Source organism: Cyanobium sp. T1G-Tous (assembly GCF_024345455.1).
Lineage (GTDB): Bacteria > Cyanobacteriota > Cyanobacteriia > PCC-6307 > Cyanobiaceae > Cyanobium_A.
Genome location: NZ_JAGQBD010000016.1, coordinates 1 through 24,733, shown reverse-complemented (window position 1 = coordinate 24,733; position 24,733 = coordinate 1). Strand labels below are relative to the sequence as shown.

Annotated in this window: 35 protein-coding genes, 1 tRNA gene and 1 pseudogene; 4 read left to right on the top strand and 33 right to left on the bottom strand. The window is 61.9% G+C overall.

What is annotated here, in order from left to right; genetic code table 11:
* Window positions 1-71 precede the first annotated feature (71 nt).
* Window positions 72-2,375: a photosystem I core protein PsaA gene (gene psaA, locus KBY75_RS10170; protein ID WP_254937645.1), complete on the top strand. Its 2,304-nt coding sequence runs from the start codon at window positions 72-74 to the stop codon at window positions 2,373-2,375.
* Between the two features lie 19 nt (window positions 2,376-2,394).
* Window positions 2,395-4,602, top strand: a complete 2,208-nt coding sequence (gene psaB, locus KBY75_RS10165) for a photosystem I core protein PsaB (protein WP_254937644.1) — start codon at window positions 2,395-2,397, stop codon at window positions 4,600-4,602.
* 314 nt (window positions 4,603-4,916) lie between these two features.
* On the opposite strand, the gene KBY75_RS10160 is transcribed toward psaB, so the two are convergent.
* The 4 genes from KBY75_RS10160 to KBY75_RS10145 all read right to left on the bottom strand — a co-directional run bounded on the left by KBY75_RS10160 (window position 4,917) and on the right by KBY75_RS10145 (window position 7,452).
* A complete protein-coding gene (locus KBY75_RS10160; protein WP_254937643.1) occupies window positions 4,917-5,408 on the bottom strand; it encodes a photosystem I reaction center subunit XI in 492 nt (163 codons plus the stop codon).
* Window positions 5,409-5,454: 46 nt separating this feature from the next.
* Window positions 5,455-5,571 carry a photosystem I reaction center subunit VIII gene (locus KBY75_RS10155; protein WP_106632445.1) on the bottom strand — a complete coding sequence of 39 codons (117 nt, stop codon included), beginning with the start codon at window positions 5,569-5,571 and terminating at the stop codon, window positions 5,455-5,457.
* A gap of 103 nt (window positions 5,572-5,674) precedes the next feature.
* Entirely contained in the window at window positions 5,675-6,670 is a 996-nt protein-coding gene (locus KBY75_RS10150) for a glycosyltransferase family 2 protein (RefSeq protein ID WP_255023811.1), read from the bottom strand.
* A gap of 5 nt (window positions 6,671-6,675) precedes the next feature.
* Complete coding sequence (locus tag KBY75_RS10145) at window positions 6,676-7,452, bottom strand: C40 family peptidase (RefSeq protein ID WP_396098204.1); 777 nt, start codon at window positions 7,450-7,452, stop codon at window positions 6,676-6,678.
* Window positions 7,453-7,484: 32 nt separating this feature from the next.
* On the opposite strand from KBY75_RS10145, the gene KBY75_RS10140 reads away from it, so the two are divergent.
* Window positions 7,485-8,432, top strand: a complete 948-nt coding sequence (locus KBY75_RS10140) for a serine hydrolase (RefSeq protein ID WP_255023810.1) — start codon at window positions 7,485-7,487, stop codon at window positions 8,430-8,432.
* Window positions 8,433-8,449: 17 nt separating this feature from the next.
* On the opposite strand, the gene KBY75_RS10135 is transcribed toward KBY75_RS10140, so the two are convergent.
* Together KBY75_RS10135 and alr are read right to left on the bottom strand one after the other, a co-directional pair.
* A tRNA-Ser gene (locus KBY75_RS10135) sits at window positions 8,450-8,538 on the bottom strand.
* Between the two features lie 18 nt (window positions 8,539-8,556).
* Window positions 8,557-9,774, bottom strand: a complete 1,218-nt coding sequence (gene alr / locus KBY75_RS10130) for an alanine racemase (protein ID WP_255023809.1) — start codon at window positions 9,772-9,774, stop codon at window positions 8,557-8,559.
* A 50-nt stretch (window positions 9,775-9,824) separates the two neighbouring features.
* On the opposite strand from alr, the gene KBY75_RS10125 reads away from it, so the two are divergent.
* Complete coding sequence (locus KBY75_RS10125) at window positions 9,825-10,325, top strand: HNH endonuclease (protein ID WP_255023836.1); 501 nt, start codon at window positions 9,825-9,827, stop codon at window positions 10,323-10,325.
* 6 nt (window positions 10,326-10,331) lie between these two features.
* On the opposite strand, the gene prfA is transcribed toward KBY75_RS10125, so the two are convergent.
* From prfA to rplB, 27 genes and pseudogenes are all read right to left on the bottom strand, one after another.
* The gene (gene prfA, locus KBY75_RS10120; protein WP_255023835.1) at window positions 10,332-11,429 is read right to left on the bottom strand and encodes a peptide chain release factor 1; all 1,098 of its coding nucleotides are present in this window, start codon (window positions 11,427-11,429) and stop codon (window positions 10,332-10,334) included.
* Window positions 11,430-11,523: 94 nt separating this feature from the next.
* Entirely contained in the window at window positions 11,524-11,838 is a 315-nt protein-coding gene (rpmE, locus tag KBY75_RS10115) for a 50S ribosomal protein L31 (protein WP_255023808.1), read from the bottom strand.
* A gap of 33 nt (window positions 11,839-11,871) precedes the next feature.
* The gene (gene rpsI, locus KBY75_RS10110; protein ID WP_254960512.1) at window positions 11,872-12,273 is read right to left on the bottom strand and encodes a 30S ribosomal protein S9; all 402 of its coding nucleotides are present in this window, start codon (window positions 12,271-12,273) and stop codon (window positions 11,872-11,874) included.
* A complete protein-coding gene (rplM, locus tag KBY75_RS10105) occupies window positions 12,270-12,722 on the bottom strand; it encodes a 50S ribosomal protein L13 (protein ID WP_254960511.1) in 453 nt (150 codons plus the stop codon). Before rplM ends, rpsI begins: the two co-directional genes overlap by 4 nt.
* A gap of 81 nt (window positions 12,723-12,803) precedes the next feature.
* Window positions 12,804-13,727 carry a tRNA pseudouridine(38-40) synthase TruA gene (gene truA, locus KBY75_RS10100; protein WP_255023807.1) on the bottom strand — a complete coding sequence of 308 codons (924 nt, stop codon included), beginning with the start codon at window positions 13,725-13,727 and terminating at the stop codon, window positions 12,804-12,806.
* Window positions 13,728-13,798: 71 nt separating this feature from the next.
* Window positions 13,799-14,149 (bottom strand): 50S ribosomal protein L17, encoded by a 351-nt coding sequence (rplQ, locus tag KBY75_RS10095; RefSeq protein ID WP_106632400.1) that lies wholly within the window; start codon window positions 14,147-14,149, stop codon window positions 13,799-13,801.
* A gap of 45 nt (window positions 14,150-14,194) precedes the next feature.
* Window positions 14,195-15,133 (bottom strand): DNA-directed RNA polymerase subunit alpha, encoded by a 939-nt coding sequence (locus tag KBY75_RS10090; protein WP_255023834.1) that lies wholly within the window; start codon window positions 15,131-15,133, stop codon window positions 14,195-14,197.
* Window positions 15,134-15,189: 56 nt separating this feature from the next.
* On the bottom strand, window positions 15,190-15,582 hold the full coding sequence (gene rpsK / locus KBY75_RS10085; RefSeq protein ID WP_010311626.1) for a 30S ribosomal protein S11: 393 nt from the start codon (window positions 15,580-15,582) through the stop codon (window positions 15,190-15,192).
* A gap of 117 nt (window positions 15,583-15,699) precedes the next feature.
* Entirely contained in the window at window positions 15,700-16,065 is a 366-nt protein-coding gene (gene rpsM / locus KBY75_RS10080; protein ID WP_106632398.1) for a 30S ribosomal protein S13, read from the bottom strand.
* Between the two features lie 91 nt (window positions 16,066-16,156).
* Window positions 16,157-16,270, bottom strand: a complete 114-nt coding sequence (gene rpmJ, locus KBY75_RS10075) for a 50S ribosomal protein L36 (protein WP_048018126.1) — start codon at window positions 16,268-16,270, stop codon at window positions 16,157-16,159.
* Window positions 16,271-16,335: 65 nt separating this feature from the next.
* A complete protein-coding gene (locus tag KBY75_RS10070) occupies window positions 16,336-16,896 on the bottom strand; it encodes an adenylate kinase (RefSeq protein ID WP_255023806.1) in 561 nt (186 codons plus the stop codon).
* Window positions 16,897-16,956: 60 nt separating this feature from the next.
* Window positions 16,957-18,276, bottom strand: a complete 1,320-nt coding sequence (gene secY, locus KBY75_RS10065) for a preprotein translocase subunit SecY (RefSeq protein ID WP_255023805.1) — start codon at window positions 18,274-18,276, stop codon at window positions 16,957-16,959.
* Window positions 18,277-18,378: 102 nt separating this feature from the next.
* A complete protein-coding gene (gene rplO, locus KBY75_RS10060; RefSeq protein WP_254937633.1) occupies window positions 18,379-18,828 on the bottom strand; it encodes a 50S ribosomal protein L15 in 450 nt (149 codons plus the stop codon).
* 9 nt (window positions 18,829-18,837) lie between these two features.
* On the bottom strand, window positions 18,838-19,491 hold the full coding sequence (gene rpsE / locus KBY75_RS10055; RefSeq protein ID WP_254937632.1) for a 30S ribosomal protein S5: 654 nt from the start codon (window positions 19,489-19,491) through the stop codon (window positions 18,838-18,840).
* Window positions 19,492-19,505: 14 nt separating this feature from the next.
* Complete coding sequence (gene rplR, locus KBY75_RS10050) at window positions 19,506-19,871, bottom strand: 50S ribosomal protein L18 (protein ID WP_254937631.1); 366 nt, start codon at window positions 19,869-19,871, stop codon at window positions 19,506-19,508.
* 32 nt (window positions 19,872-19,903) lie between these two features.
* Window positions 19,904-20,443: a 50S ribosomal protein L6 gene (gene rplF / locus KBY75_RS10045; RefSeq protein WP_254937630.1), complete on the bottom strand. Its 540-nt coding sequence runs from the start codon at window positions 20,441-20,443 to the stop codon at window positions 19,904-19,906.
* A gap of 17 nt (window positions 20,444-20,460) precedes the next feature.
* A complete protein-coding gene (gene rpsH, locus KBY75_RS10040; RefSeq protein ID WP_254937629.1) occupies window positions 20,461-20,862 on the bottom strand; it encodes a 30S ribosomal protein S8 in 402 nt (133 codons plus the stop codon).
* A gap of 19 nt (window positions 20,863-20,881) precedes the next feature.
* Complete coding sequence (gene rplE, locus KBY75_RS10035) at window positions 20,882-21,421, bottom strand: 50S ribosomal protein L5 (RefSeq protein ID WP_254941848.1); 540 nt, start codon at window positions 21,419-21,421, stop codon at window positions 20,882-20,884.
* A gap of 107 nt (window positions 21,422-21,528) precedes the next feature.
* Window positions 21,529-21,885 carry a 50S ribosomal protein L24 gene (rplX, locus tag KBY75_RS10030; RefSeq protein ID WP_254937627.1) on the bottom strand — a complete coding sequence of 119 codons (357 nt, stop codon included), beginning with the start codon at window positions 21,883-21,885 and terminating at the stop codon, window positions 21,529-21,531.
* Window position 21,886: 1 nt separating this feature from the next.
* Window positions 21,887-22,252 carry a 50S ribosomal protein L14 gene (rplN, locus tag KBY75_RS10025; protein ID WP_106632388.1) on the bottom strand — a complete coding sequence of 122 codons (366 nt, stop codon included), beginning with the start codon at window positions 22,250-22,252 and terminating at the stop codon, window positions 21,887-21,889.
* A 12-nt stretch (window positions 22,253-22,264) separates the two neighbouring features.
* Entirely contained in the window at window positions 22,265-22,516 is a 252-nt protein-coding gene (rpsQ, locus tag KBY75_RS10020; protein ID WP_094560052.1) for a 30S ribosomal protein S17, read from the bottom strand.
* Between the two features lie 16 nt (window positions 22,517-22,532).
* Window positions 22,533-22,757, bottom strand: coding sequence for a 50S ribosomal protein L29 (gene rpmC / locus KBY75_RS10015; protein WP_255023804.1), 225 nt, complete (start codon window positions 22,755-22,757; stop codon window positions 22,533-22,535).
* Window positions 22,758-22,760: 3 nt separating this feature from the next.
* Entirely contained in the window at window positions 22,761-23,204 is a 444-nt protein-coding gene (gene rplP / locus KBY75_RS10010) for a 50S ribosomal protein L16 (RefSeq protein WP_254937625.1), read from the bottom strand.
* A 16-nt stretch (window positions 23,205-23,220) separates the two neighbouring features.
* The gene (gene rpsC, locus KBY75_RS10005; RefSeq protein ID WP_255023803.1) at window positions 23,221-23,949 is read right to left on the bottom strand and encodes a 30S ribosomal protein S3; all 729 of its coding nucleotides are present in this window, start codon (window positions 23,947-23,949) and stop codon (window positions 23,221-23,223) included.
* A 19-nt stretch (window positions 23,950-23,968) separates the two neighbouring features.
* Window positions 23,969-24,322: a 50S ribosomal protein L22 gene (rplV, locus tag KBY75_RS10000; protein ID WP_255023802.1), complete on the bottom strand. Its 354-nt coding sequence runs from the start codon at window positions 24,320-24,322 to the stop codon at window positions 23,969-23,971.
* A gap of 4 nt (window positions 24,323-24,326) precedes the next feature.
* Entirely contained in the window at window positions 24,327-24,602 is a 276-nt protein-coding gene (rpsS, locus tag KBY75_RS09995) for a 30S ribosomal protein S19 (protein WP_106632383.1), read from the bottom strand.
* Window positions 24,603-24,637: 35 nt separating this feature from the next.
* Window positions 24,638-24,733: pseudogene (gene rplB, locus KBY75_RS09990) on the bottom strand (50S ribosomal protein L2); the annotation flags it as partial.

The following is a 24,733-nucleotide window of genomic DNA, read 5'->3' as shown; positions in this document are numbered from 1 at the left end:
AACGGCAGGCTCTCCGGCCTGCTGCAGGGGTGGACCCACCACCTCGATCCCGTCCCTCGAGGAACGTCTCGATGACCATCAGCCCACCAGAGCGTGGGGAAAAGGCGAAGGCCATGGTCGACCGGAACCCAGTTCCGGCCACCTTCGAATTGTTCGGCAAGCCCGGCCATTTCGATCGCAGCCTTGCCAAAGGTCCCAAAACCACCACCTGGGTTTGGAACCTCCACGCCAATGCTCACGATTTCGACAGTCACACGAGTGACCTTGAAGAGGTCTCTCGCAAGATCTTTTCGGCTCACTTCGGCCATTTGGCCGTCATCTTTATCTGGCTGAGTGGCGCCTTCTTCCATGGAGCGCGCTTCTCCAACTACACCGGTTGGTTGACCGATCCCCTGCACGTAAAGCCTTCGGCGCAGGTGGTGTGGCCCATTTTCGGCCAGGAAATTCTCAATGGAGACATGGGTGCCGGGTTCCACGGCATTCAGATCACCTCCGGCCTCTTCCATGTCTGGAGGGCCTGGGGCATCACCAATGAAACCCAGCTGATGGCCCTGGCCATCGGTGCGTTGGTGATGGCCGGCTTGATGCTCAATGCCGGCGTCTTCCACTACCACAAGGCGGCTCCCAAGCTCGAGTGGTTCCAGAACGTTGAGTCGATGCTCAACCACCATCTGGCCGGCCTGCTCGGTCTGGGATCTCTCTCCTGGACAGGACACCTGCTGCATGTGTCCCTGCCCACCACCGCGCTGATGGACGCCATCGACGCCGGCCAGCCGCTGGCGCTCAATGGCAAAACCATCGCCACTTACGCCGACATTCCCCTGCCCCACGAGTTCCTGAACCAGGACGTGATCGCCCAGATATTCCCCGGTTTCGGGGCTGGCGTTTCAGCCTTCTTCACGGGCAACTGGGCCGCTTATAGCGATTTCCTCACCTTTAAAGGTGGGTTGAATCCTGTGACCGGCAGCCTCTGGATGACCGACATCGCCCATCACCACTTGGCGATCGCGGTGTTGTTCATCGTGGCTGGCCACATGTATCGCACCAACTGGGGCATTGGTCACAGCATCAAGGAGATTCTCCAGGGCCAGAAGGGCGATCCCCTGCTGTTCCCCGCTCCCAATGGTCATGACGGACTCTTCGAGTTCATGACCACCAGCTGGCACGCCCAACTGGCTGTGAACCTGGCGATGCTCGGCTCTCTGAGCATCATCGTGGCCCAGCACATGTATGCGATGCCTCCCTATCCCTATATCGGGATTGATTACCCCACCCAGCTGTCGATCTTCACCCATCACATGTGGATCGGTGGTTTCTTAGTTGTGGGTGCTGGTGCGCACGCCGCTATCGCGATGATTCGCGATTACGACCCCGCCAAGCACGTCGATAACGTGCTGGACCGGGTACTTAAAGCTCGTGATGCCCTGATCAGCCACCTCAACTGGGTGTGCATCTGGCTCGGCTTCCACAGCTTTGGCCTTTACATCCACAACGACACGATGCGTGCCTTGGGGCGTCCCCAAGACATGTTCAGCGACTCCGCCATTGCCCTGAAGCCTGTCTTCGCGCAGTGGATTCAGGGTCTGCATGCTGCTGCTGCAGGTGGCACTGCGCCCAACGCCCTCGCGGGTGTGAGCGAAGTGTTCAACGGCACCGTTGTAGCGGTGGGCGGCAAGGTGGCCGCCGGTCCGATTCCTTTGGGAACGGCCGACTTCATGGTCCACCACATCCACGCCTTCACGATCCACGTCACCGTGCTGATCCTGCTGAAGGGTGTGCTGTATGCGCGTAGCTCCCGCCTCGTTCCTGACAAGGCGAATCTTGGCTTCCGCTTCCCCTGCGACGGCCCTGGCCGTGGCGGTACCTGCCAGGTGTCGGCTTGGGACCATGTGTTCCTTGGCCTGTTCTGGATGTACAACTCCCTGTCGATCGTCATTTTCCACTTCTCCTGGAAGATGCAGAGCGACGTGTGGGGCACCGTCAACGCTGATGGCAGCGTCCAGCACATCACCAACGGCAACTTTGCCCAAAGCGCCATCACTATTAATGGTTGGCTGCGGGACTTCCTCTGGGCTCAAGCCGCACAGGTGATCAACAGCTACGGCTCGAGTTCCAGTGCTTACGGCTTGATGTTCCTTGGAGCCCACTTCATCTGGGCCTTCAGCCTGATGTTCCTGTTCAGTGGCCGCGGCTACTGGCAAGAGCTGATCGAGTCCATCGTCTGGGCTCACAACAAGCTGAGGGTTGCACCCGCGATCCAACCGCGGGCGCTTTCCATTACCCAGGGCCGTGCTGTCGGTGTCGCTCACTATTTGCTGGGCGGTATTGCAACAACCTGGGCATTCTTCCTGGCCCGCATCGTCGCGGTCGGCTGACCTTTTCTGACCTCTCCCAATGGCAACGAAATTTCCTTCGTTCAGCCAGGGTCTGGCACAGGACCCGACAACCCGCCGGATTTGGTACGGCATTGCCACGGCTCACGATTTCGAGAGCCACGACGGCATGACCGAGGAGCGGCTTTACCAAAAGCTGTTCTCCACCCATTTCGGTCACCTGGCCATCATTGGCCTCTGGGTTTCGGGCAACCTGTTCCATATCGCCTGGCAGGGCAACTTTGAGCAGTGGGTCGCCGATCCTCTGCATGTGCGTCCCATCGCTCACGCGATCTGGGATCCCCACTTCGGCCAGGGAGCTATCGCCGCCTTTACCCAGGCTGGTGCTACCTCCCCTGTGAACATTGCTTATTCGGGTCTGTACCACTGGTGGTACACGATCGGGATGAAAACCAACGCTGAGCTTTATCAGGGTTCCATCTTCATGATGATCCTGTCTGCTTGGGCGCTGTTCGCAGGCTGGCTCCACCTTCAGCCCAAGTTCCGGCCTTCCCTGGCCTGGTTCAAGAATGCTGAATCCCGCCTAAACCACCACTTGGCGGTTCTGTTTGGTTTCAGCTCTATTGCTTGGACCGGTCACCTGGTTCACGTGGCTATCCCTGAGGCCCGTGGTCAGCACGTTGGGTGGGACAACTTCCTCTCAGTGCTGCCTCACCCCGCTGGTTTGGCTCCGTTCTTCACCGGCAACTGGGGCGTGTACGCCCAGAACCCTGACACCGTCTATCAACAGTTCGGAACTGCTGAGGGTTCTGGCACCGCGATCCTTACCTTCCTGGGTGGCTTCCACCCCCAAACAGAAGCTCTTTGGCTCACGGACATTGCCCACCACCACCTAGCGATCGGTTGCATCTTTGTGATCGCTGGCCACATGTACCGGACAAACTTCGGTATCGGCCACTCGATTCGCGAGATTCTGGAAGCCCACAACCCACCCAAGGGCACCCCTGGTGACCTCGGCGCTGGCCACAAGGGCCTCTACGACACGATCAATAACTCGCTCCACTTCCAGCTTGGTCTGGCTTTGGCAGCTCTGGGTGTGGTCACCAGCCTGGTGGCCCAGCACATGTATGCGATGCCGTCCTACGCGTTTATCGCTAAGGACTACACAACGCAGGCTGCGCTTTATACCCACCACCAATACATCGCCATCTTCCTGATGTGCGGTGCTTTCGCCCACGGTGCGATCTTCTTCATCCGCGACTACGACCCGGAAGCCAACAAAGACAACGTGTTGGCCAGGATGCTTGAGCACAAGGAAGCCCTAATCAGCCACCTGAGCTGGGTCTCCCTGTTCCTTGGCTTCCACACCCTGGGTCTCTACGTCCACAACGACGTGGTCGTGGCTTTTGGTACTCCCGAGAAGCAGATCTTGGTGGAGCCCGTCTTTGCCCAATTCGTTCAGGCCGCTTCCGGCAAGGCGATGTACGGCATGGATGTGCTGCTATCCAATTCCGCATCCGCAGCTAGCACCGCTAGTGCGGTTTATCTGCCCGGTTGGATCGACGCCATCAATGGTGGCAACGACCTCTTCCTGCAGATCGGTCCGGGTGATTTCCTTGTTCACCACGCCATTGCGCTTGGTCTGCACACCACGACTCTGATCCTGGTGAAGGGTGCCCTGGATGCCCGGGGTTCCAAGCTGATGCCCGACAAAAAGGACTTCGGCTATTCCTTCCCCTGCGACGGCCCTGGCCGTGGTGGTACCTGCGACATCAGTGCCTGGGACTCTTTCTATCTGAGCGTCTTCTGGGCCCTGAATACCGTCGGTTGGGTCACCTTCTACTGGCACTGGAAGCACCTCGCCATCTGGCAGGGCAACGTGGCTCAGTTCAACGAATCCAGCACCTATCTAATGGGTTGGTTCCGCGACTACCTGTGGCTTAACTCCTCTCAGCTGATCAACGGTTACAACCCGTTTGGCAGCAACAACCTTGCCGTCTGGTCTTGGATGTTCCTGTTTGGTCACCTGGTTTGGGCCACCGGTTTCATGTTCCTGATCTCCTGGCGCGGCTACTGGCAGGAACTCATCGAGACCATCGTCTGGGCTCATCAGCGCACCCCGCTCGCCAACCTCGTTGGCTGGCGCGATAAGCCTGTCGCTCTTTCGATCGTCCAGGCTCGTGTTGTGGGTCTTGCTCACTTCACTATCGGCTACATACTCACGTATGCAGCTTTCCTGATTGCTTCTACCTCGGGTAAGTTCGGCTAATCGCGGCCTGCTTGATTCCCTCGAGGGACGAATTAACCCCGGCGCAAGCTGGGGTTTTTTATTGTCCATTGGTAGTTGGTTATCTTGCCCATCACTGATCACCACTGCCCAACATTGCCCAGCGCCGGCTCATTCCCCCAAGGGTGAGAGCTTTGCTCCCAAGAGCTTGGCTCGTGGCTCGGTGGCCACTGGCTATCAAGCTGGCTTAAACAAGATCATCCCAATCAAAAGCCCAATAAAGGATCATTAAAAACATCCAATAAAAAAGCCCCGCCTTGGCGGAGCTTGCAGGGGATTGGAAAACCGCTTGGGATTCAGTTGACGCTCCAGACGCCGCCGGCGATGTTGACCAACGGGGCAACGATCGCGGTGCCGGCCAGGAACCAGGCAAAGGCGGCGCCACCGCAGCCACCCAGCCAGAAACCACTGGCAAATTCTGCCCAGCCAGCCTTGGTGAACAGGTCTGCGGGTGGGTTGTCGATGGTGGCGTCAGCCGGCTGGATGTTGGGTCCGTTGCCAGCGGTGCCGTAGATCGAGAGACATACGGTCAAGATCGACACCAGTCCAATGCTGGCGAGTAAACCAGCGGTGCTGGCGTACTCGGTGAGCCGCAGGGGCCCACAGACGGCGAAGGGTCCGTAAAGAAAGAAGCCATGGGCCATGCCCACTTCCAAACCACGACGGTTCGGAGATAGGGAGGGGCGGTAGGCGGGCAGGGCGTTTATGAAGGCCCGGCTGAAATAGCTGCTGTTGACGGGGGTTGCCAGATTGCCGACGCAGGGGTCGGCCACGGGGGTCACGGTCATGGTGGCGGGGGTAGGCGGTGAGGCTGAGCGACGGCTTGGGTCGGGCTCAGTCGCGGGCTTCGATTACGTTGAAAAGCAGGGCCATGGCCACGGCTGGGCCGAGGATTCCAACAAGTGGGACTAACACCGAGGGCAACCAAGCGGCAGCAAATTCTCCAGTCATGGCGCGGGCCAATAGCAACCGTTAATACTGTACGAAGACCTCCCGAGGCAGCCTGCGGGGTCGGCAAGTGCGACATAAAAATTCAATCCCTTTGCCACGCCCCTCAGCCGCCGGATCCGCGCACGATGCCGCGCACCCGGTAGATCGGTCGTCCCTGGCTTTCGTGGTACGTGCGCATCTGCAGTTCGGCCAGCAGGCCAAAGCAGAACAGCTGCACCCCTGTCAGAAAACTCAGTAGGGCCATCAGCAGCAGGGGGCGATCGCCAATGTCTGCGCCAAACAGCAGTTTCTCGCCTACAAGCCAGAGGCCGATCAGCAGCCCTGCGCCCATGGCGGCCAGGCCGCCGAAGCCGAAGACGTGCATCGGCCTGGTTAGAAAGCGCTTCATGAACCAGACCGTCAGCAGGTCCATCAACACCCGGAAGGTGCGGTCGAGTCCGTATTTGCTCTCCCCATAACGACGGGGATGGTGGTTTACTTTCACCTCGCTGATCCGGGCACCTTCGATGAAGGCCAGGGCAGGCAGGAAGCGGTGTAGTTCGCCGTACAGGTTGAGATCACTCACTACCTCGCGCCGATAAGCCTTCAGAGAGCAGCCGTAGTCGTGGAGTCGTACCCCAGTTACCCGGGCAATCAGGCTGTTGGCGATGCGGCTCGGCAGCAGCCGTTGCATGGCCGCATCCTGGCGCTGGTGGCGCCAGCCACTTACCAGGTCGAAGCCTTGCTCGAGCTCAGCTAGCAGTAGGGGGATATCGGCTGGGTCGTTCTGCAGATCGCCATCGAGGGTCACGATCACCGCCCCGCCGCTGGCGTCAAAGCCGGCCGCCATGGCCGCCGTCTGGCCGTAGTTGCGGCGCAGCAGCACTGCCACCAGCTCAGGAACCGTGGCGGCCAGCTGGCTGAGCAGCTTCGCTGTGCCGTCCTTAGATCCGTCGTCTACCAGCACCAACTCAAAGCCCAGCTGCAGCGGTCGCAGTGCCGCCAGCAACTGCTCCACCAACTGGGGCAGGCTCTCCTCCTCGTTGTATAGGGGCACCACTACGGAAAGCTCGGCCAGGCCTTCCCCCGTTTGCTGCATGTCTTTGTCAGCCCTAGGCATCGACCCTAGGTGGGTAGGGGGCTGCCGTTATGGCTGTGCATTACCCGCCCCGCTCCCCGCAGTTCCAGTCGGTAGTGGCGCGCCACCGGGTCGGGGTTTTGGGGCGCCAGGTTGTCGAGGCCGATGCCGTTGCGGCCGTGGGCGACGCCGGAGCTATGTAAATAGCGGCCGCCACCTAGGTGCAGTCCCACGTGGCTGCAGCGCTGGGGTGTGCCAAAAAAGATCAGGTCGCCAGGCTCCAGCAACTGCACCTGGCCAGGGCGCACCGCCACTGGCTGACAGAACCGCTCCTGTAGGTAGGCATCGCGCGGAATCCAGATGCCGGCGCTGGCATAGGCCCGCTGCACCAGACCGGAGCAGTCGTAGTTGGGGCCCAGGCTGCCGCCCCAGAGGTAGGTGTTGGCTAGGCGCTGGCTGGCCTGAGCGAAGCTCAGCACCTGCTCAAGCCTGCGGGCAATGCTGCAGCGCTGCAGGAGTTGGGGCTGGGGCGGGAAGCAGGCCACTGCTCGCCCCAGCAGGGCATCGGGCTCAAGCCAGCCTGGGTAGCCATCGTCGAGCGTTCGTACCCGCAGGCGCATTCCTGGTTCTGTAGCTGCAGGGCTGGTCAGGATTTTCAGGTGGCGGCCAGGCCAGGCCTGGCTGGCTAGCCCCTCACCACGGGCCTGGCTGTAGAGGTCGACGCTGCCAGTGAGCTGCCAGTTCGTGCCGGCGAGGAGCCATTCCGGCGCGGCTGGGGTGCCGGCAGCCAGCGGGGCAGGGTTGATGGTGTTCACTGTCAGCACAGCTAATCTCGCCAATACGTTGGCCGGCGGTGATGGCTTTTTACAGCCCCGATCCAGCCATGGCTCAGATCCTGGCCGATCTGGTGCGGGCTCTAGAGCTGGAGGGACGACCTGGTTTAGCCCAGCACCTCTCCATTACCTGGCTCCGCTACGACCAGCCCTTGCTTGGCCGGGCTGCCGATCTCGATCCCGATAAGTTCTGGGCCCAGCCGGTGCAGGGGGCGAGCTGGGCTGGGGATCGGCCCCGCTACCCAGCCAGCGTGGTGAAGCTGGTGTACCTGGTGGCGGCCGAGGCCTGGCGCCAGGCTGATTTGCTTGCGGATACGCCCGAGCTGCGGCGGGCCCTTTCAGACATGATTCGCGACTCCAGCAACGACGCCACCTCCCTGGTGGTGGATTTGCTGAGTGGCACCACCAGCGGCCCTTCTCTGCTCCCCGAGCGCATGGCCCACTGGGTGGAGCAGCGTCAGCTTGTCAATGGCTGGCTGAGCGAGCTTGGCTGGCCGGAGCTGCAGGGCTGTAATGCTTGCCAGAAAACCTGGGGAGATGGTCCCTACGGGCGGGAGCGGGACTATTACGGCAGCGAGCTTGAAAACCGTAATCGCCTCAGTACCGACGCGGTAGCCCGTCTGTTGCAGGCCTTGCTGGCGTCGGCCCTGGTCTCGCCACCGGCTTGCGCCCGGATGACAGCTCTGCTGGCGCGCAGTCTGGATCCGGCCCTGAGGCTTGAGGATCCAGAAAACCAGGTGGATGGCTTCATTGGTGAGGGTTTGCCTCTGGGCTCTCGCCTCTGGAGCAAGGCGGGCTGGATGAGCCAGGCCCGGCACGATGCTGCCTACGTGGAGCTGCCAGCTGAGGGCTCAATGCCAATAGCGGCGCCCTTCCTGCTGGTGATTTTTTCCGAGGGCCAAGCCTGCGCCCAAGATCCCAAGCTCCTACCCGAGATAGCTAGCCGGCTGGCTGCAGCCAGCCGTAACTAAGCATCCGGACTTAACAACGGAGAGGGAGGGATTCGAACCCTCGACAAGAGTTGCCTCCTGTAACTCCTTAGCAGGGAGCCGCTTTCAACCACTCAGCCACCTCTCCAGGGGCTTGCTGACTTTATCAGTGAGCCCTATCGCCTGGGGCCTCCCAGGCGGCCTGGGCGGCGGTGAGTCGCGGCAGGCGGTGCTTAAAGCCGCAGAGGATTTCCCAGGGGATGGTCTGGCAGCGATCGCTCCAGTCGGTGGGGGTGATTTGTTCGCTTCCCTCCTGGCCTAGCAGGGTCACCACCGACCCCACCTCCAGTTCCGGGCAGTCGGTGGCATCGAGCACCATTTGGTCCATGGTGATGGCTCCCACTTGGGGCAGACGTTGGCCTGCAAACAGCACTTCCAGCTGGTTGGAGAGCTGGCGGGGCACTCCATCGGCGTAGCCAATGCCAACAACGGCCAGACGGCTGGGGCGGCTGGTGCGGAAACGATGGCCGTAGCTCACCCCCACCCCGCTACCCACCTCCCGAATCAGGCTGACGCGGGCGTGCAAGGTCATCGCTCCCTGCAGGGGTGTGACAGAAGCCAGGTGGGCCGCAGGGCTGTGGCCGTAAAGCGCCAAGCCGACTCGCACTAGGTCGTAGTGCAACCCTGGGCTGCGCAGGGTGCCGGCCGAGTTGGCTAGGTGGCGGATGCCAGCCTGCAGGCGCTGGTGCTCCAGGGTCTGAAGCACCGTCTCGAACAGTCGCTGCTGTTGATCGGTGAGCCCGTCATCGGCGTCCGCTGATGCATCGGCACTGGCGAGATGGGAATAGAGACCGGCCAACTGCACGGCTTCCAGTTCCGTGATCGCGGCCACGAGTCTGGGCCCCTCTTGCCAATCGGCCCCGAGCCGAGCCATGCCAGTGTCGAGCTTGAGCTGCAGGGCCATCGGGCGGCCTTGGCCGCTGGCGAGGTTTTGGCAGAGCAGGGCTTCGCGCATGCCGCTGATGGTGGGCATGAGCTGCCAGTGCAGACAGCTGCGCAGCTCCTCTACCTGGGTGAGGTTGCCGAGCACCAGGATTGGTGCTTCGATGCCGGCCCTGCGCAGCTCGATGCCTTCGCTCAGGGTGGCGACACCGCACTGACTGGCTCCACCAGCGAGGGCGGCCCGGGCCACGGGGATCGATCCATGGCCATAGCCGTCGGCCTTGACCACAGCCATCAGCTCGGTGCCATTGCCTATGCAGCGTTTCAGGCTGCGGGCGTTGGCACTTATGGCGCCGGTATTCACCTCTACCCAGGCCCGTTGCCGAGCCAGGCTGGCCTCATGGGCCGGGGCACTCCAGCTGGTCTCGGTCGCTTGGGTCACGGATTACAGCGAAGATTGCCACTAGCATGCCGCCGATCACGGGTGCTGGCATGGGCCACGTTCTCGTTCTAAACGCGTCCTACGAGCCCCTCAACATCACCACCTGGCGTCGTGCGGTGGTGATGGTGCTGAAGGGGAAGGCGGAGGGGCTTGAGCATGACCCGGACCGCAGGATTCGCGAGGACACCCTGCTGCCCACAGTGATCCGCCTGCGTCATTTCGTGCGGGTGCCCTACAAGCCGTTGCCCCTGACCCGCCGCAACCTGTTTCACCGCGATGGCCATCGCTGCCAGTACTGCGGTGCCAGCGCTGAGCAGCTCTCTGTCGACCATGTGGTGCCCCGCAGCCGCGGTGGCCTCGATACCTGGGAAAACGTCACCACAGCCTGTCTGCCCTGCAATGTCCGCAAGGGGAACCGCACGCCGCGGGAGGCGGCCATGCCCCTGCTGCGGCCACCCCATCGGCCCCTGGGCAGCTTCAGCTTTGAAGCCAGTCGCCAGATCTCCGCTGGTCAGCATGGCGAGTGGGCCAAATATGTGATTGGGTCCTGAGAAGCCTCAGCTGGCTACCTGTTGGGCCAGCTCTTCGAGCTGGCGGCTCTGATCGGCGGCTATTGAGGCACTGATCAGGTCGTGGAGCTGGCCGTTGAGCACCGGCTCAAGCGCGAAGTTGCGGCCGAGGCGGTGGTCGGTAGTGCGGTTGTCTTTGAAGTTGTAGGTGCGGATTTTCTCGCTGCGGTCGCCGCTGCCTACCTGGGCCAGCCTGGTGGAGCGCTCCTGGGCGTTGGCTTCTGCCAGTTGGCGCTCATAGAGCTTGGCCCTCAGGATTTCCATGGCGCGCTCGCGGTTCTGCAGCTGGGAGCGCTGCTGGGTGCAGAACACCCGAATGCCGGTGGGCTTGTGCAGCAGGTCTACGGCCGTTTCCACTTTGTTGACGTTTTGGCCGCCGGCGCCACCGGAGCGGGCGGTACTGATTTCGATATCGCCGGGTTCGATCTGAACCTCCACGGGATCGGCCTCAGGCATCACGGCGACCGTGGCGGTTGAGGTGTGCACCCGGCCCTGGGACTCGGTGGCCGGCACCCGTTGCACCCGATGCACGCCAGCCTCGAACTTCAGCTGGCTGAAAACCCCATCACCCTTGATGGCGAGGATTAGTTCTTTGTAGCCCCCGAGCTCGGCTTCGGAGGCGCTTACTGGCTCCACTCGCCAGCCCACCCCTTGGGCGTAGCGCTCATACATGCGGGCTAGATCGCCGGCCCAGATCGCCGCTTCATCGCCACCGGCGCCGGCGCGGATCTCCAACATCACGCTGCGCTCATCGCGGGGGTCTCGGGGCAGCAGGGCCACCGTGAGCTTGTCGAGCAGGCTGGCCGTGGCTTCCGCCAGGGTTGCCAGCTCCTCGCTGACCAGTTCCTCCATGGCGAGGTCGCCCCGATGTTCTTTCAGCAGGGCGCGAGCTTCGCGCTCTTCCTGCTGCAGTTTCTGCAGGCTCAGGTGGTCCTGCACCAGGGGCTCAAGGCGAGCTCTCTCGCGGGCGATGGCCTGCATCTGGCTGGGATTAGCCGCCACGGCTGGATCTGCCAGCTGGCGTTCCAGGGTCTCGAAGGTGCGGCGGGCCGTCTCCAGGCGCTCATGCAGCAGGGAAGGATCCATCAGCGAGGTAGGAGGAGCCCGCATGGGCACCAGACAACACAAAGCCGGGTGCCCGTAAGCACCCGGCTGGGGGGTTCAATCAGGCCTGCAGAGATCAGGCTTCGGCCACAGCGGGGGCCACGGTCTCAACTTGGCTTGCAGCTTCGGCCGAGGCCTCAGCCTGGGGCTCCTGCTTGGCAGCGGCGTTGGAGAGGGAATCGGCTCCACCCATGCCGTACTTGCGCATGAAGCGGTCTACACGGCCCTCGGTGTCGAGGATCTTTTGGGTGCCGGTATAGAAGGGGTGGTTGCCACTCCACACATCGACGTGGAGTTCGGGGGAGGTGGAACCGGTGGTCATAACCACCTCTCCGTTGCAAATCACCTTGGCATCGGGGTACCAGGTGGGATGAATTTCGGCCTTGGGCATGACGGGAAAGGGGCTGATGGCGGGGAGAAGAAATCAGCGCTTGGAGAACTGAGGTGCCTTACGGGCTTTCTTCAGGCCGTACTTGCGACGCTCCTTGGCGCGAGGGTCGCGGCTGAGGTGGCCTTCGGTTTTAAGGGGCTTGCGGTTGTCCGGGGACAATTCACACAGGGCACGAGCTGCACCCTGCTTGATGGCGTCGGCCTGGCCGGTAAGACCACCACCACGCACATTTACCAGCAGGTCGTAGTCGGTTGCCAAGCCGAGAGTCTGCAGTGGAGCTTTGACCGCTGCGAGATAAACGGGGTTGTAGTTGAGATAGTTGTCGCCAGGGCGACCGTTGATGGTTACGGTGCCGGTCCCGGGAACCACACGCACTCGGGCAACTGCCGTCTTACGACGACCCGTACCCCAATAGACGACTTTGTTAGTGCTCATCGGGCGGCAGTGGCGGGATCGAGGGCTAGGGCTTGGGGTTGTTGGGCAGCGTGGGGATGCTCAGTACCCTTGTAAACCTTCAGCTTGCGGAACAGCTGACGGCCCAGGGCGTTGTGGGGAAGCATGCCTTTGATGGCTTTCTCCACGATCCGCTCAGGGATCCGGGCTTGCAGGTGGGCGAAGGTCTCGGTCTTCATGCCACCGGGCCGGCCGGAGTGGCGGCGGTAAATCTTCTGGGTCGACTTGTTACCGCTCACCTTCACCTTGTCGGCGTTGATGACGATGACGAAATCGCCTGTGTCGAGGTGGGGGGTGTAGCAGGGCTTGTTCTTGCCACGCAGCACTTGGGCCACTTCGCTCGCCAGGCGACCGAGGGTCTGATTCTCTGCGTCCACCAGATACCACTGGCGGTCGAGGGAATCAATGGAGGGCAGGGGGGTCTTGTTCATTTCGCCTGATCAGGCACCGGCAGGCCGGAAGTGGGGCAGGACAGCTGGTCGTTGGAAACCCAACGCCCGGGTTCAGTGACCTTACCGCCTGGTCGGCGCGCCCCCAGGAGGTAGCTGCGCTGAACTGACGAAAGGCTGGGCTGAACCAGGCTGGAGATCCGGAGAATCGGAAATCTCGAGCTGATACCGCGGTTGGCAATCATACCAGGCGGCTTGGGGGAATACTGGCTTGGGGTAGCCCACCCGCAGCAGGCAGAGGCCCTGAGGTGGTGCTGCCTCTTTCACTTCCAGGCGCTGGCACTGGCGCCAGCGGCGCTCGAAGTCGGCGCCGCTGAGCCGCCCCTCGCCAACCGCCACGAGTTGGCTCAGCACTAGACGCACCATGCCGTAAAGAAAACCGCTGGCTTGCAACTCGACGCTGATCAGGTCACCCTGGCGCTCCAAACGCACCTCCTGAAGGGTGGTGCGGCCGTGGGCGCGGCGGCTGCCGGCTCGTTGAAAGGCAGAAAAGTCGTGTTCGCCGAGCATGGCTTCCAGGGCCAGGCCCATGGCTTGTTCATCGAGCCGGCGCTGATAGCGGTGCCAGCTCCAGGGGGCCAGGAACAGGTTGGGGGTGCGGGCGTTGTAGATCGTGTAGCGATAACGCCTGTAGCTAGCGCTGAAGCGGGCGTGCCAGCTGGGGTCAACCTCTACAGCCGCCCGGATGCGGATCGTGGCCGGTAGCCGACCATTAAGTGCCTTGGCCCAGCGCTCTGGCGGAATTGGCCCAGCCGCTTCGAAGTGTGCCACTTGGGCAGCAGCATGCACGCCCGTATCGGTGCGGCCAGCAGCCATGGTGCGGTTGGGTCCTTGGGGGTCAAGCCCAGCTATCGCTTGCTCCAGGGTCTGCTGCACGCTGTGGGCATTGCGTTGCCGCTGCCAGCCGCAGTAAGCGGAGCCGTCGTATTGCAGGCAAAGAGCGATGCGGCGCAGGGCGGCGGGGGCGGGAGTCAGCACGGGAACCATGCAGCCATTAAAAAACCGCGGTGGGCTTACGCCACCGCGGCAGTTTGGGATCTCGCCAGAGGGGGAGAGGTTTAGACCAGTTCGATGATGGCCATCTCGGCGTTATCGCCGCGGCGGGGAACGGTGCGGATGATGCGGGTGTAGCCACCTTGGCGCTCGCCGTAGCGGTCTTGGGCTTTGTCAAACAGGGCATGAACCAACTGCTTGTCATAGATGTAGCCGATGGCGCGGCGACGGGCAGACAGGCTGCCGTCCTTGGCCAGGCTGATCATGCGCTCAGCTTCATCGCGTAAAGCCTTGGCACGGGCTTTAGTCGTGGTAACCCGACCCTCGCGGATCAGCTGGGTGGTGAGACCCCGCAGCATGGCTTTGCGTTGGTCGGCGGGGCGTCCCAACATGGGGACTCGGCACTGGTGTCTCATTGGGCTGACTCAGGTGAGAAGGCTGTCGGTAAAAGGGGCCGCCGATCAGGCGCTAGTGCGGCTCTGGGGCAGGGTGATGCCGATGCGCTCCAGCGCTTCGATCACCTCGTCGGCAGATTTGGAGCCGAAGTTTTTGATCTCCAGCAGATCTTCGTAGCTGAAGCCCATCAGGTCGGACACGGAGTTGACCTGGGCGCGCTTCAGGCAGTTGTAGGCCCGCACGGAGAGGTTGAGTTCTTCGAGGGGAATTTGAGCCTCGGCGGAGGGCTCGGGCTCAAGGCCGGGCTCTTCCACCATGGTCAAGCTGGCCAGGGGCTGGAACAGACCGATCAGCTGGTTGGCTGATTGGGCCATGGCGTCGTCTGGTGTGACGCTGCCATTGGTTTCGATCTCCAGGCGCAGTCTTTCGCGAGCGGATCCACCTTCGCCAACGGCGGTTTCATCAACCGTGTAGTTGACCCGGCGCACGGGCTTGAACACGGCATCGATCTGCAGCAGATCGATGGCGCTGGTGTCTTCGCTGTGGCGATTGACGGGCCGGTAGCCGACACCACGCTCAACGTGTACCTCCATTTCGAGGCTGTGGCCTTCAGCCACGGTCGCGATCAGGCGATCTGAATCGATTACCTGCACCTGGGAGGAGAACTGCAGATCCGCGGCGGTAACTGTCGCGGGGCCGTTCACCACTAGGCGGCCGATCTCCAGCTCGCGGTTGCGGCTGCTAACGGAGATCTGCTTGCAGTTGAGCAGAATGTCGAGCACGTCTTCACGGACCCCGGGCACGGTGGCGTACTCGTGGTTGACCCCGGAGATGCGAACTGCGGTAATGGCACTGCCTTCCAGGCTGCCGATCAGGACGCGTCGCAGGGCATTGCCAAGCGTGGTGGCCTGGCCGCGATCGAGCGGGCCGATCAGGAAGGTGCCGGTCTGGGATCGGTCTTCCGCGACCTGATGCTCAATGCGATCGATTTGGTAATGCAACACGTTCTGAAGGGTCGAAAGGTTGGAGAAAGCCCAGGGGGCGGGAACGAAACGACGACTCAGACGCGACGGCGCTTGGAGCGACGGCAACCGTTGTGGGGCAGGGGAGTCACGTCGCGGATCAGGGTGATTTCAAGGCCGGCCACCTGCAGGGCTCGGATTGCGGTTTCGCGGCCTGAACCAGGACCCCGTACCAGGACTTCGATCTGGCGCATGCCTTGCTCGAGGGCGCGTCGGGCGGCTGCTTCAGCTGCGGTTTGGGCGGCAAAGGGTGTGCCTTTACGGGCTCCTTTGAAGCCGCTGGCGCCGGCCGAACTCCAGGAGATCACCTCTCCGGCCGTGTCAGTGATCGACACGATCGTGTTGTTGAAGGTGCTCTGAATGTGGGCAACGCCGTTCGGGACGTTGCGCTTCGTTTTCTTGGCGCCGGATTTTTTGGCTGGCTTTGCCATGGCGGAAAGGCCTGCTGGTGCAGGAGGTGATCAGGGGAACGTCGGGGGGCACCCTGGTGACGCCGGTCGCTTGCGCAGTTGGCGGCAGGGTGGGAGCAGGTAAAGGAAGGCGGGGCCTTACTTCTTCTTGCCGGCCACGGTTTTGCGAGCACCACGACGGGTGCGCGCATTGGTGCGTGTGCGCTGGCCACGCACGGGCAGGCCCATGCGATGGCGGCGACCGCGAACGCAGCCGATGTCTTGGAGGCGCTTGAGGGCCATGCCCTCTTGACGGCGCAGGTCGCCTTCGAGGGTGAAGGTTTCGGCCGCACCGCGCAACTTCTGGACGTCGGCGTCGCTGAGGTCTTTTACCCGGATGTCTGGGCTGACACCGGATTTGGCCAGAATCTTCTGGGCACGGGTAAGACCGATGCCATACACGTAGGTGAGGGCAATCTCGACGCGCTTTTCGCGTGGGATATCAACGCCGGCAATCCGAGCCACGTAGGAATTCGATGAGGGGGCAAGGGGCTCCGCCTGAGCGGAGCGGGGAAATGATGCACAGCTGGCCCCCAAGGGGGCTGGCTAGGGCTGGTCAGCCTTGGCGCTGTTTGTGCTTGGGGTTGGTGCAGATCACCATCACCCTGCCGTGGCGACGAATCACCCGGCATTTGTCGCACATTCTCTTGACCGAGGCACGCACCTTCATGGAAGTTGTGCTCTCCTAATTTGCAAACCGACAAGCTACCACACAGGTCAACACCCTCTGGCGATTCAACCGAGCAGGGCGGCGATCCCTTCGGCGATCGCATCGACGCTGCCATTGGCCTCAATGGCCTGCAGCAAGCCAAGCTGCTGATAATGCTGAATCAGCGGTGCGGTCTGTTCCCGGTAGACCTCCAGCCGGTGGCGAATCACGCTTTCGTTGTCGTCAGAGCGCCCCCGGCTTAGGAGCCTTTGGATCAAGACGGCGTCGTCGAGCTCCATCAGCACCACCAGCTCGATCGGTTGCTGCAGCTCATCGAGCAATAGACCCAGAGCCTCGGCTTGAACGAGGTTGCGGGGGAAGCCGTCCAGTAACCAGCCGCCGCCGCCGCTGGCGGCCAGTGCTTCCAGCCGGCCCCGCACGATCGCCAACACCAGCGCATCGCTCACCAGCTCACCACGGGCCATCACGGCCTCGGCTTCCTTGCCGAGATCGCTGCCAGCAGCAACCTCCGCCCTCAGCAGGTCTCCCGTAGAGAGGTGCAGCAGCTGGCGATCGGCGGCCAGTTGCTGGGCTTGGGTGCCCTTACCAGCTCCTGGGGGGCCAAGGAAGAGGAGACGTTGCTTCATCGCTGAACTTGGGAGTTGGAGGAAGGGGTTGCTGCGAGGGCCGCAGCAAGGGGCTGATGGTCACTGGCGCACCATGCCCTCGTAGCGCTGGGAGATCACGTAGGTCTGCACCTGTTTGGCTGTGTCGATCGCAACGCCCACCAGAATCAGCAGGGAGGTGGCCCCCAGCCCCTGGAAGGTGCGCACCTGGGTAGCCCCTTCCACCGCCGAGGGAATGATCGCCACGGCGCCGAGGAACACACCACCCAGCAGGGTGAGTCGGTTCTGCACGCCGCTGAGGTAGTTGGCAGTGGCTGAGCCGGGGCGCACGCCGGGGATGGCCACGCCGCTGCGCTTGAGATTGGTGGCGATGTCCACCGGATTCACTGTGAGTGAGGCGTAAAAGAAGCCGAAGCCGCAGATCAGGCCGAAGAACACCAAGGCATACAGCCAGGGAGTGCTGCTGTTGGGGTTGAGGTATCCCGCCAACTTGATCAGCCAAGGGTTGCGGGTGAGGTTGGCAATGGTGAGCGGCAAAAACACCACGGCCGAGGCAAAAATGATTGGCATCACGCCGCCGGCGTTGAGCTTCAGCGGCAGGTAGCTCTGCCGTGCCGCAAGCACCCCAGCGCCCCCCACTTGGCGCTTGGCGCTCACAATTGGGATGCGGCGGTTGCCTTCCTGCACAAAGATGATCCCCACGATCGTCAGCAGGAAAACCAGCACCAGCACGACGATGCCGCCAACTGTGCTGCGGTCCCCGCTCTGGGCCAGCTCGATCGTTGATCCCAGGGCCTTGGGCAGGGTGGCAACGATGTTGACGAAGATCACCAGGGATGCGCCTTGACCGATGCCCCGCTCGGTGATCACCTCGCTGATCCACATCACCACCATGGAGCCGGTCACCAGGGCGAGGGCCGTCTGGATTACAAAAACTGGCTCGGAAAGGCCCTCTGTGGCGTATTGCCGCAGGATCAGGGCAAAGACCAGGCTCTGCAGGATGCCCCAGCCCAGAGCCACGTAGCGGGTGATCTGGGCGATCTTGCGCCGACCGGCCTCGCCCTCATTCTTCTGGAGGTCCTCCAGTTGGGGCAGGGCTGCGGTCAGCAGCTGAATGATGATCGAGGCGTTGATGAAAGGCAGGATGCCCAGAGCAAAAACGCCGAGGGTGGATAGGCCGCCCCCAGTGAAGATGTCCAGGAACCCGATCAGCTGACCGCCCTGGGAGAGGAACTGCTGAAAGGCCACCCGGTCGATGCCTGGCATCGGGATGTAGATGCCCAGCCGGACCAGCAGCAGCAGGCCGAGGGTGGTTAGCACCCGGTCGCGTAGTCCCTTCGACTGGATCAGTTGGCTGAGGATTTCCCCGGCACTTGGGTTGCGACCCCGGCTAACAAGCATGGCGGCGTGTGATGGACATGAAAAAACCGCCCATCAAGACCCGTGGCGTGCCCGGGGCTCGACTGGACGGCTCAGACCTTAGGGCGGAGGCCCGCAAGGCGATCAGATGACTTCGCAGCTGCCACCGGCAGCTTCGATCTTGGTGCGGGCGCTGGCAGTAAATGCGGCGGCCTGCACGGTGAGCTTGACGGAGAGTTCACCGTTGCCAAGCACCTTGAGGGGATGCTTGGGGCTGGTCACGAGACCTTCCTTCACCAGGGAATCGAGGCTGATAGTGCTGCCGGCTTTGCAGTCGGCGAGCTTGGCCACGTTGATGATCGTGAACTCCTTTTGGTTGACCAGCTCAAAGTGCTTGAGCTTGGGGATGCGGCGGTAGAGAGGCATTTGGCCACCTTCGAAGCCAGGACGGGTCGGACGACCCGAGCGGGACTTCTGGCCGCGCATGCCGAAACCGCAGCTGGCGCCCTGGCCTGCTGCAATGCCGCGACCCTTGCGGAGCTTGCGGCGCCGGGCGCCAGCGTTGGGTTTTAGGGACTGGAGATTTAACGTCATGGCGAGGCCTTAGGAGTAGATCTGCTCAAGGGAGATGCCCCGCTCCTTGGCGGTCTCCTTGTGGGTGCGAAGGCCGGCCAAAGCCTCCATCGCAGCGCGGGCATTGTTGAGGGGGGTCTTGGATCCGAGGCGCTTGGCCAGCACATTTTTGATGCCGGCCAGTTCAAGCACCGTGCGGATCGAGCCGCCCGCAATCACCCCGGTTCCGGGCGCTGCCGGGCGGATCAGCACGCTGGCGGCACCGTCGCGGCCGTTGCTGAGGGTGGGGATGGAACTGTGACGGGTTAGGGGCACCTTGACCAGGTGCTTCTTGCCATCGGCTACGCCCTTGCGGACTGCGCCGATCACGTCGCCGGCCTTGCCGACGCCCACACCTACTTGGCCCTTCTCGTTGCCAACGACAACGATGGCCCGGAAGCTCATCTTCTTGCCGCCTTTAACGGTCTTGGAGACGCGGCGGATTTGCACCACCCGCTCCTGCCATTCGGAGTCGCGCTCCTGGCCGCGACGGTTGTCGCGCCCGCGGCCGCCACCGCGACGGCTATCGCCGCCTCGGCCTTCAGCCCGACCACCGCGGCGATCCTGCTGGCCTTCGGCAGCAGCAGGTACATCCGACGCGGCCGGGATGTCGTTGGACTGAACTTGATCGTTGGTTTCGGTCATGGTGAGAGCAGGGATCAGAACTGAAGGCCCGCTTCCCGGGCGGCGTCAGCCAGGGCCTTGACCCGGCCGTGGTACAGGTTGCCGCCTCGATCGAAGACCACCTGCTGGATGCCCTGGGCGAGCGCCCGTTTGGCTACCAGCTCGCCTACCGCCACGGAGGCATCACAGGTAGAGCTGGCGTCGAGGTTGGTGCGCAGGTCCTTGTCGAGGGTCGAAGCCGCACAGAGGGTGTTCTGGGCGTCGTCGTCGATGACTTGGGCGTAGATGTGGTTGTTGGAGCGGAACACGGCCAACCGGGGGCGGGAGGACGTGCCAGTGAGCTGACGACGCAGGCGGCGGTGACGCTTCTGGGTCTGCTGTTTGCGGGAGATGGATGACATTGCGATACAGGGTAACGACGCTCAGGCAGACCTCATTTCTTACCGGTCTTACCGGCCTTGCGCAGGATGCGCTCACCCTCGTACTTGATGCCCTTGCCCTTGTAAGGCTCAGGTGGACGAATGGCACGCACCTTGGCAGCTTCGTTGCCCACCAATTCCTTGTTGGCACCTGAGACAAACACGGTGGTGTTTCCCTCTACGGCGAAGGTGACGCCCTCGGGGGGCACCATCTCCACTTGGTGGCTGTAGCCAGCTGAGACCACAAGCTTTGTGCCTTGGACGGCGGCGCGGTAGCCCACGCCAATGATTTCCAGCTTGCGGGTGTATCCCTGGCTGACGCCTTCCACCATGTTGGCGACAAGCGTGCGGCAGAGACCGTGGCGCTCGCGGGAGCGACGGGTTTCGCTGCTGGGGCTCACCACCAGGGTGTTGCCGTCCTGGGAGATCTGCACCCCTTCGGGCAGGGTGCGGCTGAGTTCGCCCTTAGGCCCCTTCACGGTGACTGCCAAGCCATTGAGGCTGACACTCACCTTGTCGGGGAGGGGAATCGGCGCTTTACCAATACGAGACATGGATCAATCTCCCAGATTCAGTAGACGTAGCAAAGCACTTCGCCACCGACGCCCTGCTTACGGGCATCGCGGTCGCTCATCACCCCTTTCGACGTAGAGATGATGGCAACTCCCAGGCCGCCCAAAACTTTGGGCAGCTGGCGATTGTTCTTGTAGATGCGCAGGCCTGGCTTGCTGACTCGCTGTACAGAGCGAATCGTGGGCTGGCGATGCTTGCCGCTGTATTTGAGCTCAAGCACCAAGTGCTTCATGACGCCTTCACCTTCTTCGGTGATTGCGGCAATGAAGCCTTCCTGCTGCAGCACATTGGCGACGTTACGCACCAGTCGGGATGCAGGAATCTTGGTGGTCTCGTGGCGCTTCTCACTCGCATTGCGAATGCGGGTGAGCATGTCTGAAATTGGGTCGTGATTGGCCATGGTCGGGTCCGAAGAGGGCTCAGTTGCTGCGGAACGGCATTCCCATCTCGCGGAGGAGGGCCCTGCCCTCTTCGTCGTTACGGGCGTTGGTCACAATCGTGACGTCCATCCCCCGGATCGCATCGATTTTGTCGAAGGAGATCTCAGGGAAAATGATTTGTTCGCGGATCCCCAGGGTGTAATTCCCCCGGCCGTCAAAGCTCTTGGGGCTCACACCGCGGAAGTCGCGGATGCGGGGCAGAGCAAGATTGATCAGGCGCTCCAGGAAGGCATACATCCGCTCACCACGCAGGGTGACGGCGACACCGATTGGCATCCCCTGGCGAATTTTGAAGCCAGCGATTGCCTTTTTGGCTCGAGTCACCACCACTTTTTGGCCAGTGATTGTGGCCAGTTCGGTGATTGAGGCCTCGAGGGCTTTGGCATTCTGGGCGGCTTCACCGAGGCCCCTGTTGATGGTGACTTTCACCACCTTGGGAACTTCGTGAATATTGGAGAGATTCAGGTCCTTGAGGAGTTTGGGCTGAATCGACTCCCGGTAGCGCTTTTTCAGTGACATGACGGGGAGAGGGGGGTGCGCTTCTGGTCTGGGTCAGAAGGCTGACAGGGACTGGAGTTGAAGTTGGCGGGGCCTGTGCGAGCGATCGCAAGGCACGCTTCTGGAGCTCAATCGAGGATTTCTCCTGTCTTCTTGAGGCGACGCTTTTTAGTGCCGTCTTTCTCCACCACGATTTCGACGCGGCTTGCCACCTGTTTTGAGCTGGAGTAGAGCATCACATTCGAGGCATGCACAGAGGCTTCCTCGGTGACGATGCGGCCACTCTCGCCTTCCTGGGTTGGCTTGACGTGGCGGGTGCGCAGGTTTACTCCTTGCACTACGACACGATTTTCATAGGGAAGGGTGCGTAGCACCTCTCCGGTTTTGCCCTTGTCCTTGCCGGAGATCAGCTGGACGGTGTCACCCTTTTTGAGGCGCATCTTGATGCGCTCAGCGGGTTTTGCCTTGGGAGTTGCGGTCGCCATTTCAGATGACCTCCGGGGCGAGGGAAACGATCTTGGTGAAGTTGCGCTCGCGCAGTTCACGGGCAACCGGGCCGAAGACTCGGGTTCCCTTGGGGTTGTTGTCGTTACCCAAGATCACGGCTGCGTTGTCGTCAAACCGGATTGAATTGCCGGTGTCACGGCGCAGGGTGGCTTTGGTGCGCACCACTACGGCCTTGACCACATCCGATTTTTTCACGCCCATATTGGGCATGGCATCTTTGACGGCTGCCACGATCACGTCGCCAACGTGGGCGTAGCGACGGTTGGTGCCGAGCACCCGGATGCATTGGATGCGCTTGGCGCCGCTGTTATCAGCGACGTTTAAATAGGTTTCTTGTTGGATCATTAGGAGTTCTCCTCAACCGGCGGTGCTGTTGGTGAGAACTTCGGCCACGGTCCAGCGCTTGGTGCGACTGAGCGGGCGGGTCTCGGTGATGCGAACCCGGTCACCCACTTTGCAGCTGTTCGCTTCATCGTGGGCTTTGTAACGGGTGGTGCGGCTGACCGTCTTTTGATAGATGGGATGGGGGAAGCGGTTTTCCACCGCCACGACCACCGTTTTATCCATCTTGTCGCTGACGACGGTGCCGACCCTTTCCTTGAGTGCCATGGGGATCGAGGGGGTATCAGGAGGCTGAAGCAGCCGTGGCGGCGGAGCGTTGCTGCTCCTGTTGCACCGTCATCAGGTGGGCCAGCTTGATGCGAGCCTGCTTGAAGCGGTGAGTATTTTCCAGCCGGCGGGTGGCTTGCTGGAAGCGCAACTCAAACAGTTCACGCCGGGTGGCGTTGACCTGTTCGTTGATCTGTACACCGGTGAGCTTGCGCACCTCGGCGATGTTGGGTTTTGCCATCGGTCAGGCCTCCACTGGGGCTGCATTTTCCTGATCCGCCAGGCTCAGGAATTTGGTCTTGAGGGGAAGCTTGAACTGCGCCAGGCGCATGGCTTCCTTGGCGATCTCGGGGGTGATTTCAGCACCACCCATTTCAAACAGAATGCGCCCCGGTTTGATAACGGCCACCCAGAATTCCGGGTTGCCCTTACCGGAACCCATACGGGTTTCGGCGGCGCGCATCGTGACTGGTTTGTCAGGGAAGATCCGGATCCAGATCTTGCCGCCGCGTTTGACGTGGCGGGTCATGGCTCGGCGGCTGGCTTCAATCTGGCGGGAGGTGATCCAGCCACATTCCTGGGCCTGCAGTGCAAACTCTCCGAAGGCAATCGTGTTGCCCCGGGTAGCGACACCGCGCATGCGGCCTCGCTGTTGTTTGCGGAATTTGACGCGTCTTGGACTCAGCATGGTTCAGGGCTCCGGATCACTCTTTGTTAGAGCGGTCTTCAAACTGTTGCGGCTGCCGGCTGGTCCGGCGGCGGGGCGCAGCACCCACGGGCAGCTGCTCTTTCTGGCCAGGTAGCACCTCGCCTTTGAAAATCCACACCTTGATTCCCAGCACTCCGTAGGTGGTGCTGGCCAGCTTGGTTGCGTAGTCGATGTCGGCACGCAGGGTGTGTAGGGGCACTCGACCTTCCCGGGTCCATTCGGTCCGGGCGATCTCGGCGCCGTTGAGGCGGCCGGCCACCATGATTTTCAGGCCGAGCACTCCAGCCCGCTGGGCCCGTTGCACGGCCATGCGGATGACGCGGCGGAAGGCAACGCGCTTCTCCAGTTGCTGAGCGATGTACTCGGCCAGCAGGAACGAGTCGGCATCGACCCGCTCGACCTCCACCACGTTGATGCGCACCTGACGGTTGGCATCGCCGAGGGTTTTCTGAATACCGGTGCGCAGCTCTTCAATGCCGCTGCCCTGACGGCCAACAAGCACGCCAGGACGAGCGGTCTTGAGTTCAACCTCCAGTTGATCGGCCTTGCGGGCAATCAGCACATCGCTGATGCCTGCGGCGCCGTACTTCTTGTGGATGAACTTGCGAATGCGGTCGTCTTCCTGAAGCAGGATTGGATAGGTCTTACTGGGGGCGTACCAACGCGAGCGGTGTTCCTGGGTAATCCCCAGGCGCAGGCCGGTTGGATGGATCTTGTGTCCCATCTTTCGGTGTCCTCGGGGGTTAGGTGGAAGGAGCCACAGCAATGCTGATGTGGCAGGTTTGCTTTTTGATCGCGAAGGCACGACCCTGGGCGCGGGGGCGGAAGCGCTTCAGGCAGGGACCCATGTCGGCGATCGCTGAAGCGATCACCAAGGTCGAGGGGTCCAGGCCGAGATTGTTCTCGGCGTTAGCCACAGCCGAGCGCAACACCTTGGTGATGGGGCCGGTGGAGCGGTAGGGCATGAACTCGAGCATGATCAGGGCCTCGCGATAGCTGCGGCCACGGATCTGGTCGAGAACTCTTCGCACCTTGGATACGGAACCGCGGATGAAGCGGCCGTGGGCGAGAGCTTGGTTGGAAGGTGTGTTTGCCATAGCGTCAGCGGCCTCCTTTCTTATCCTTGATGTGGCCCCGGAAGGTGCGGGTGGGGGCAAATTCCCCGAGTTTGTGGCCCACCATCTGTTCCGTCACGTAGACGGGAACATGGGATTTGCCGTTGTGAACAGCAATGGTGTGGCCGATCATCATCGGCAGGATGGTGGAAGCACGTGACCAGGTTTTGATCACGGACTTGTCATCTGCGCCGTTTTGCTTTTCAACCTTGCGAAGCAGGCTGTCGGCAACAAACGGTCCTTTTTTGAGCGAACGTCCCATGGTTGATTAAGCGAACAGCAAAGCGGTGTTGATCATCAGGAATCGCGTCCGCCACGGCTCCGTTTGGAGGTACGGCGACGTTTCCGGAGCACAAACCGATTGCTGGGTTTGTTCCGCTTACGGGTTTTGTA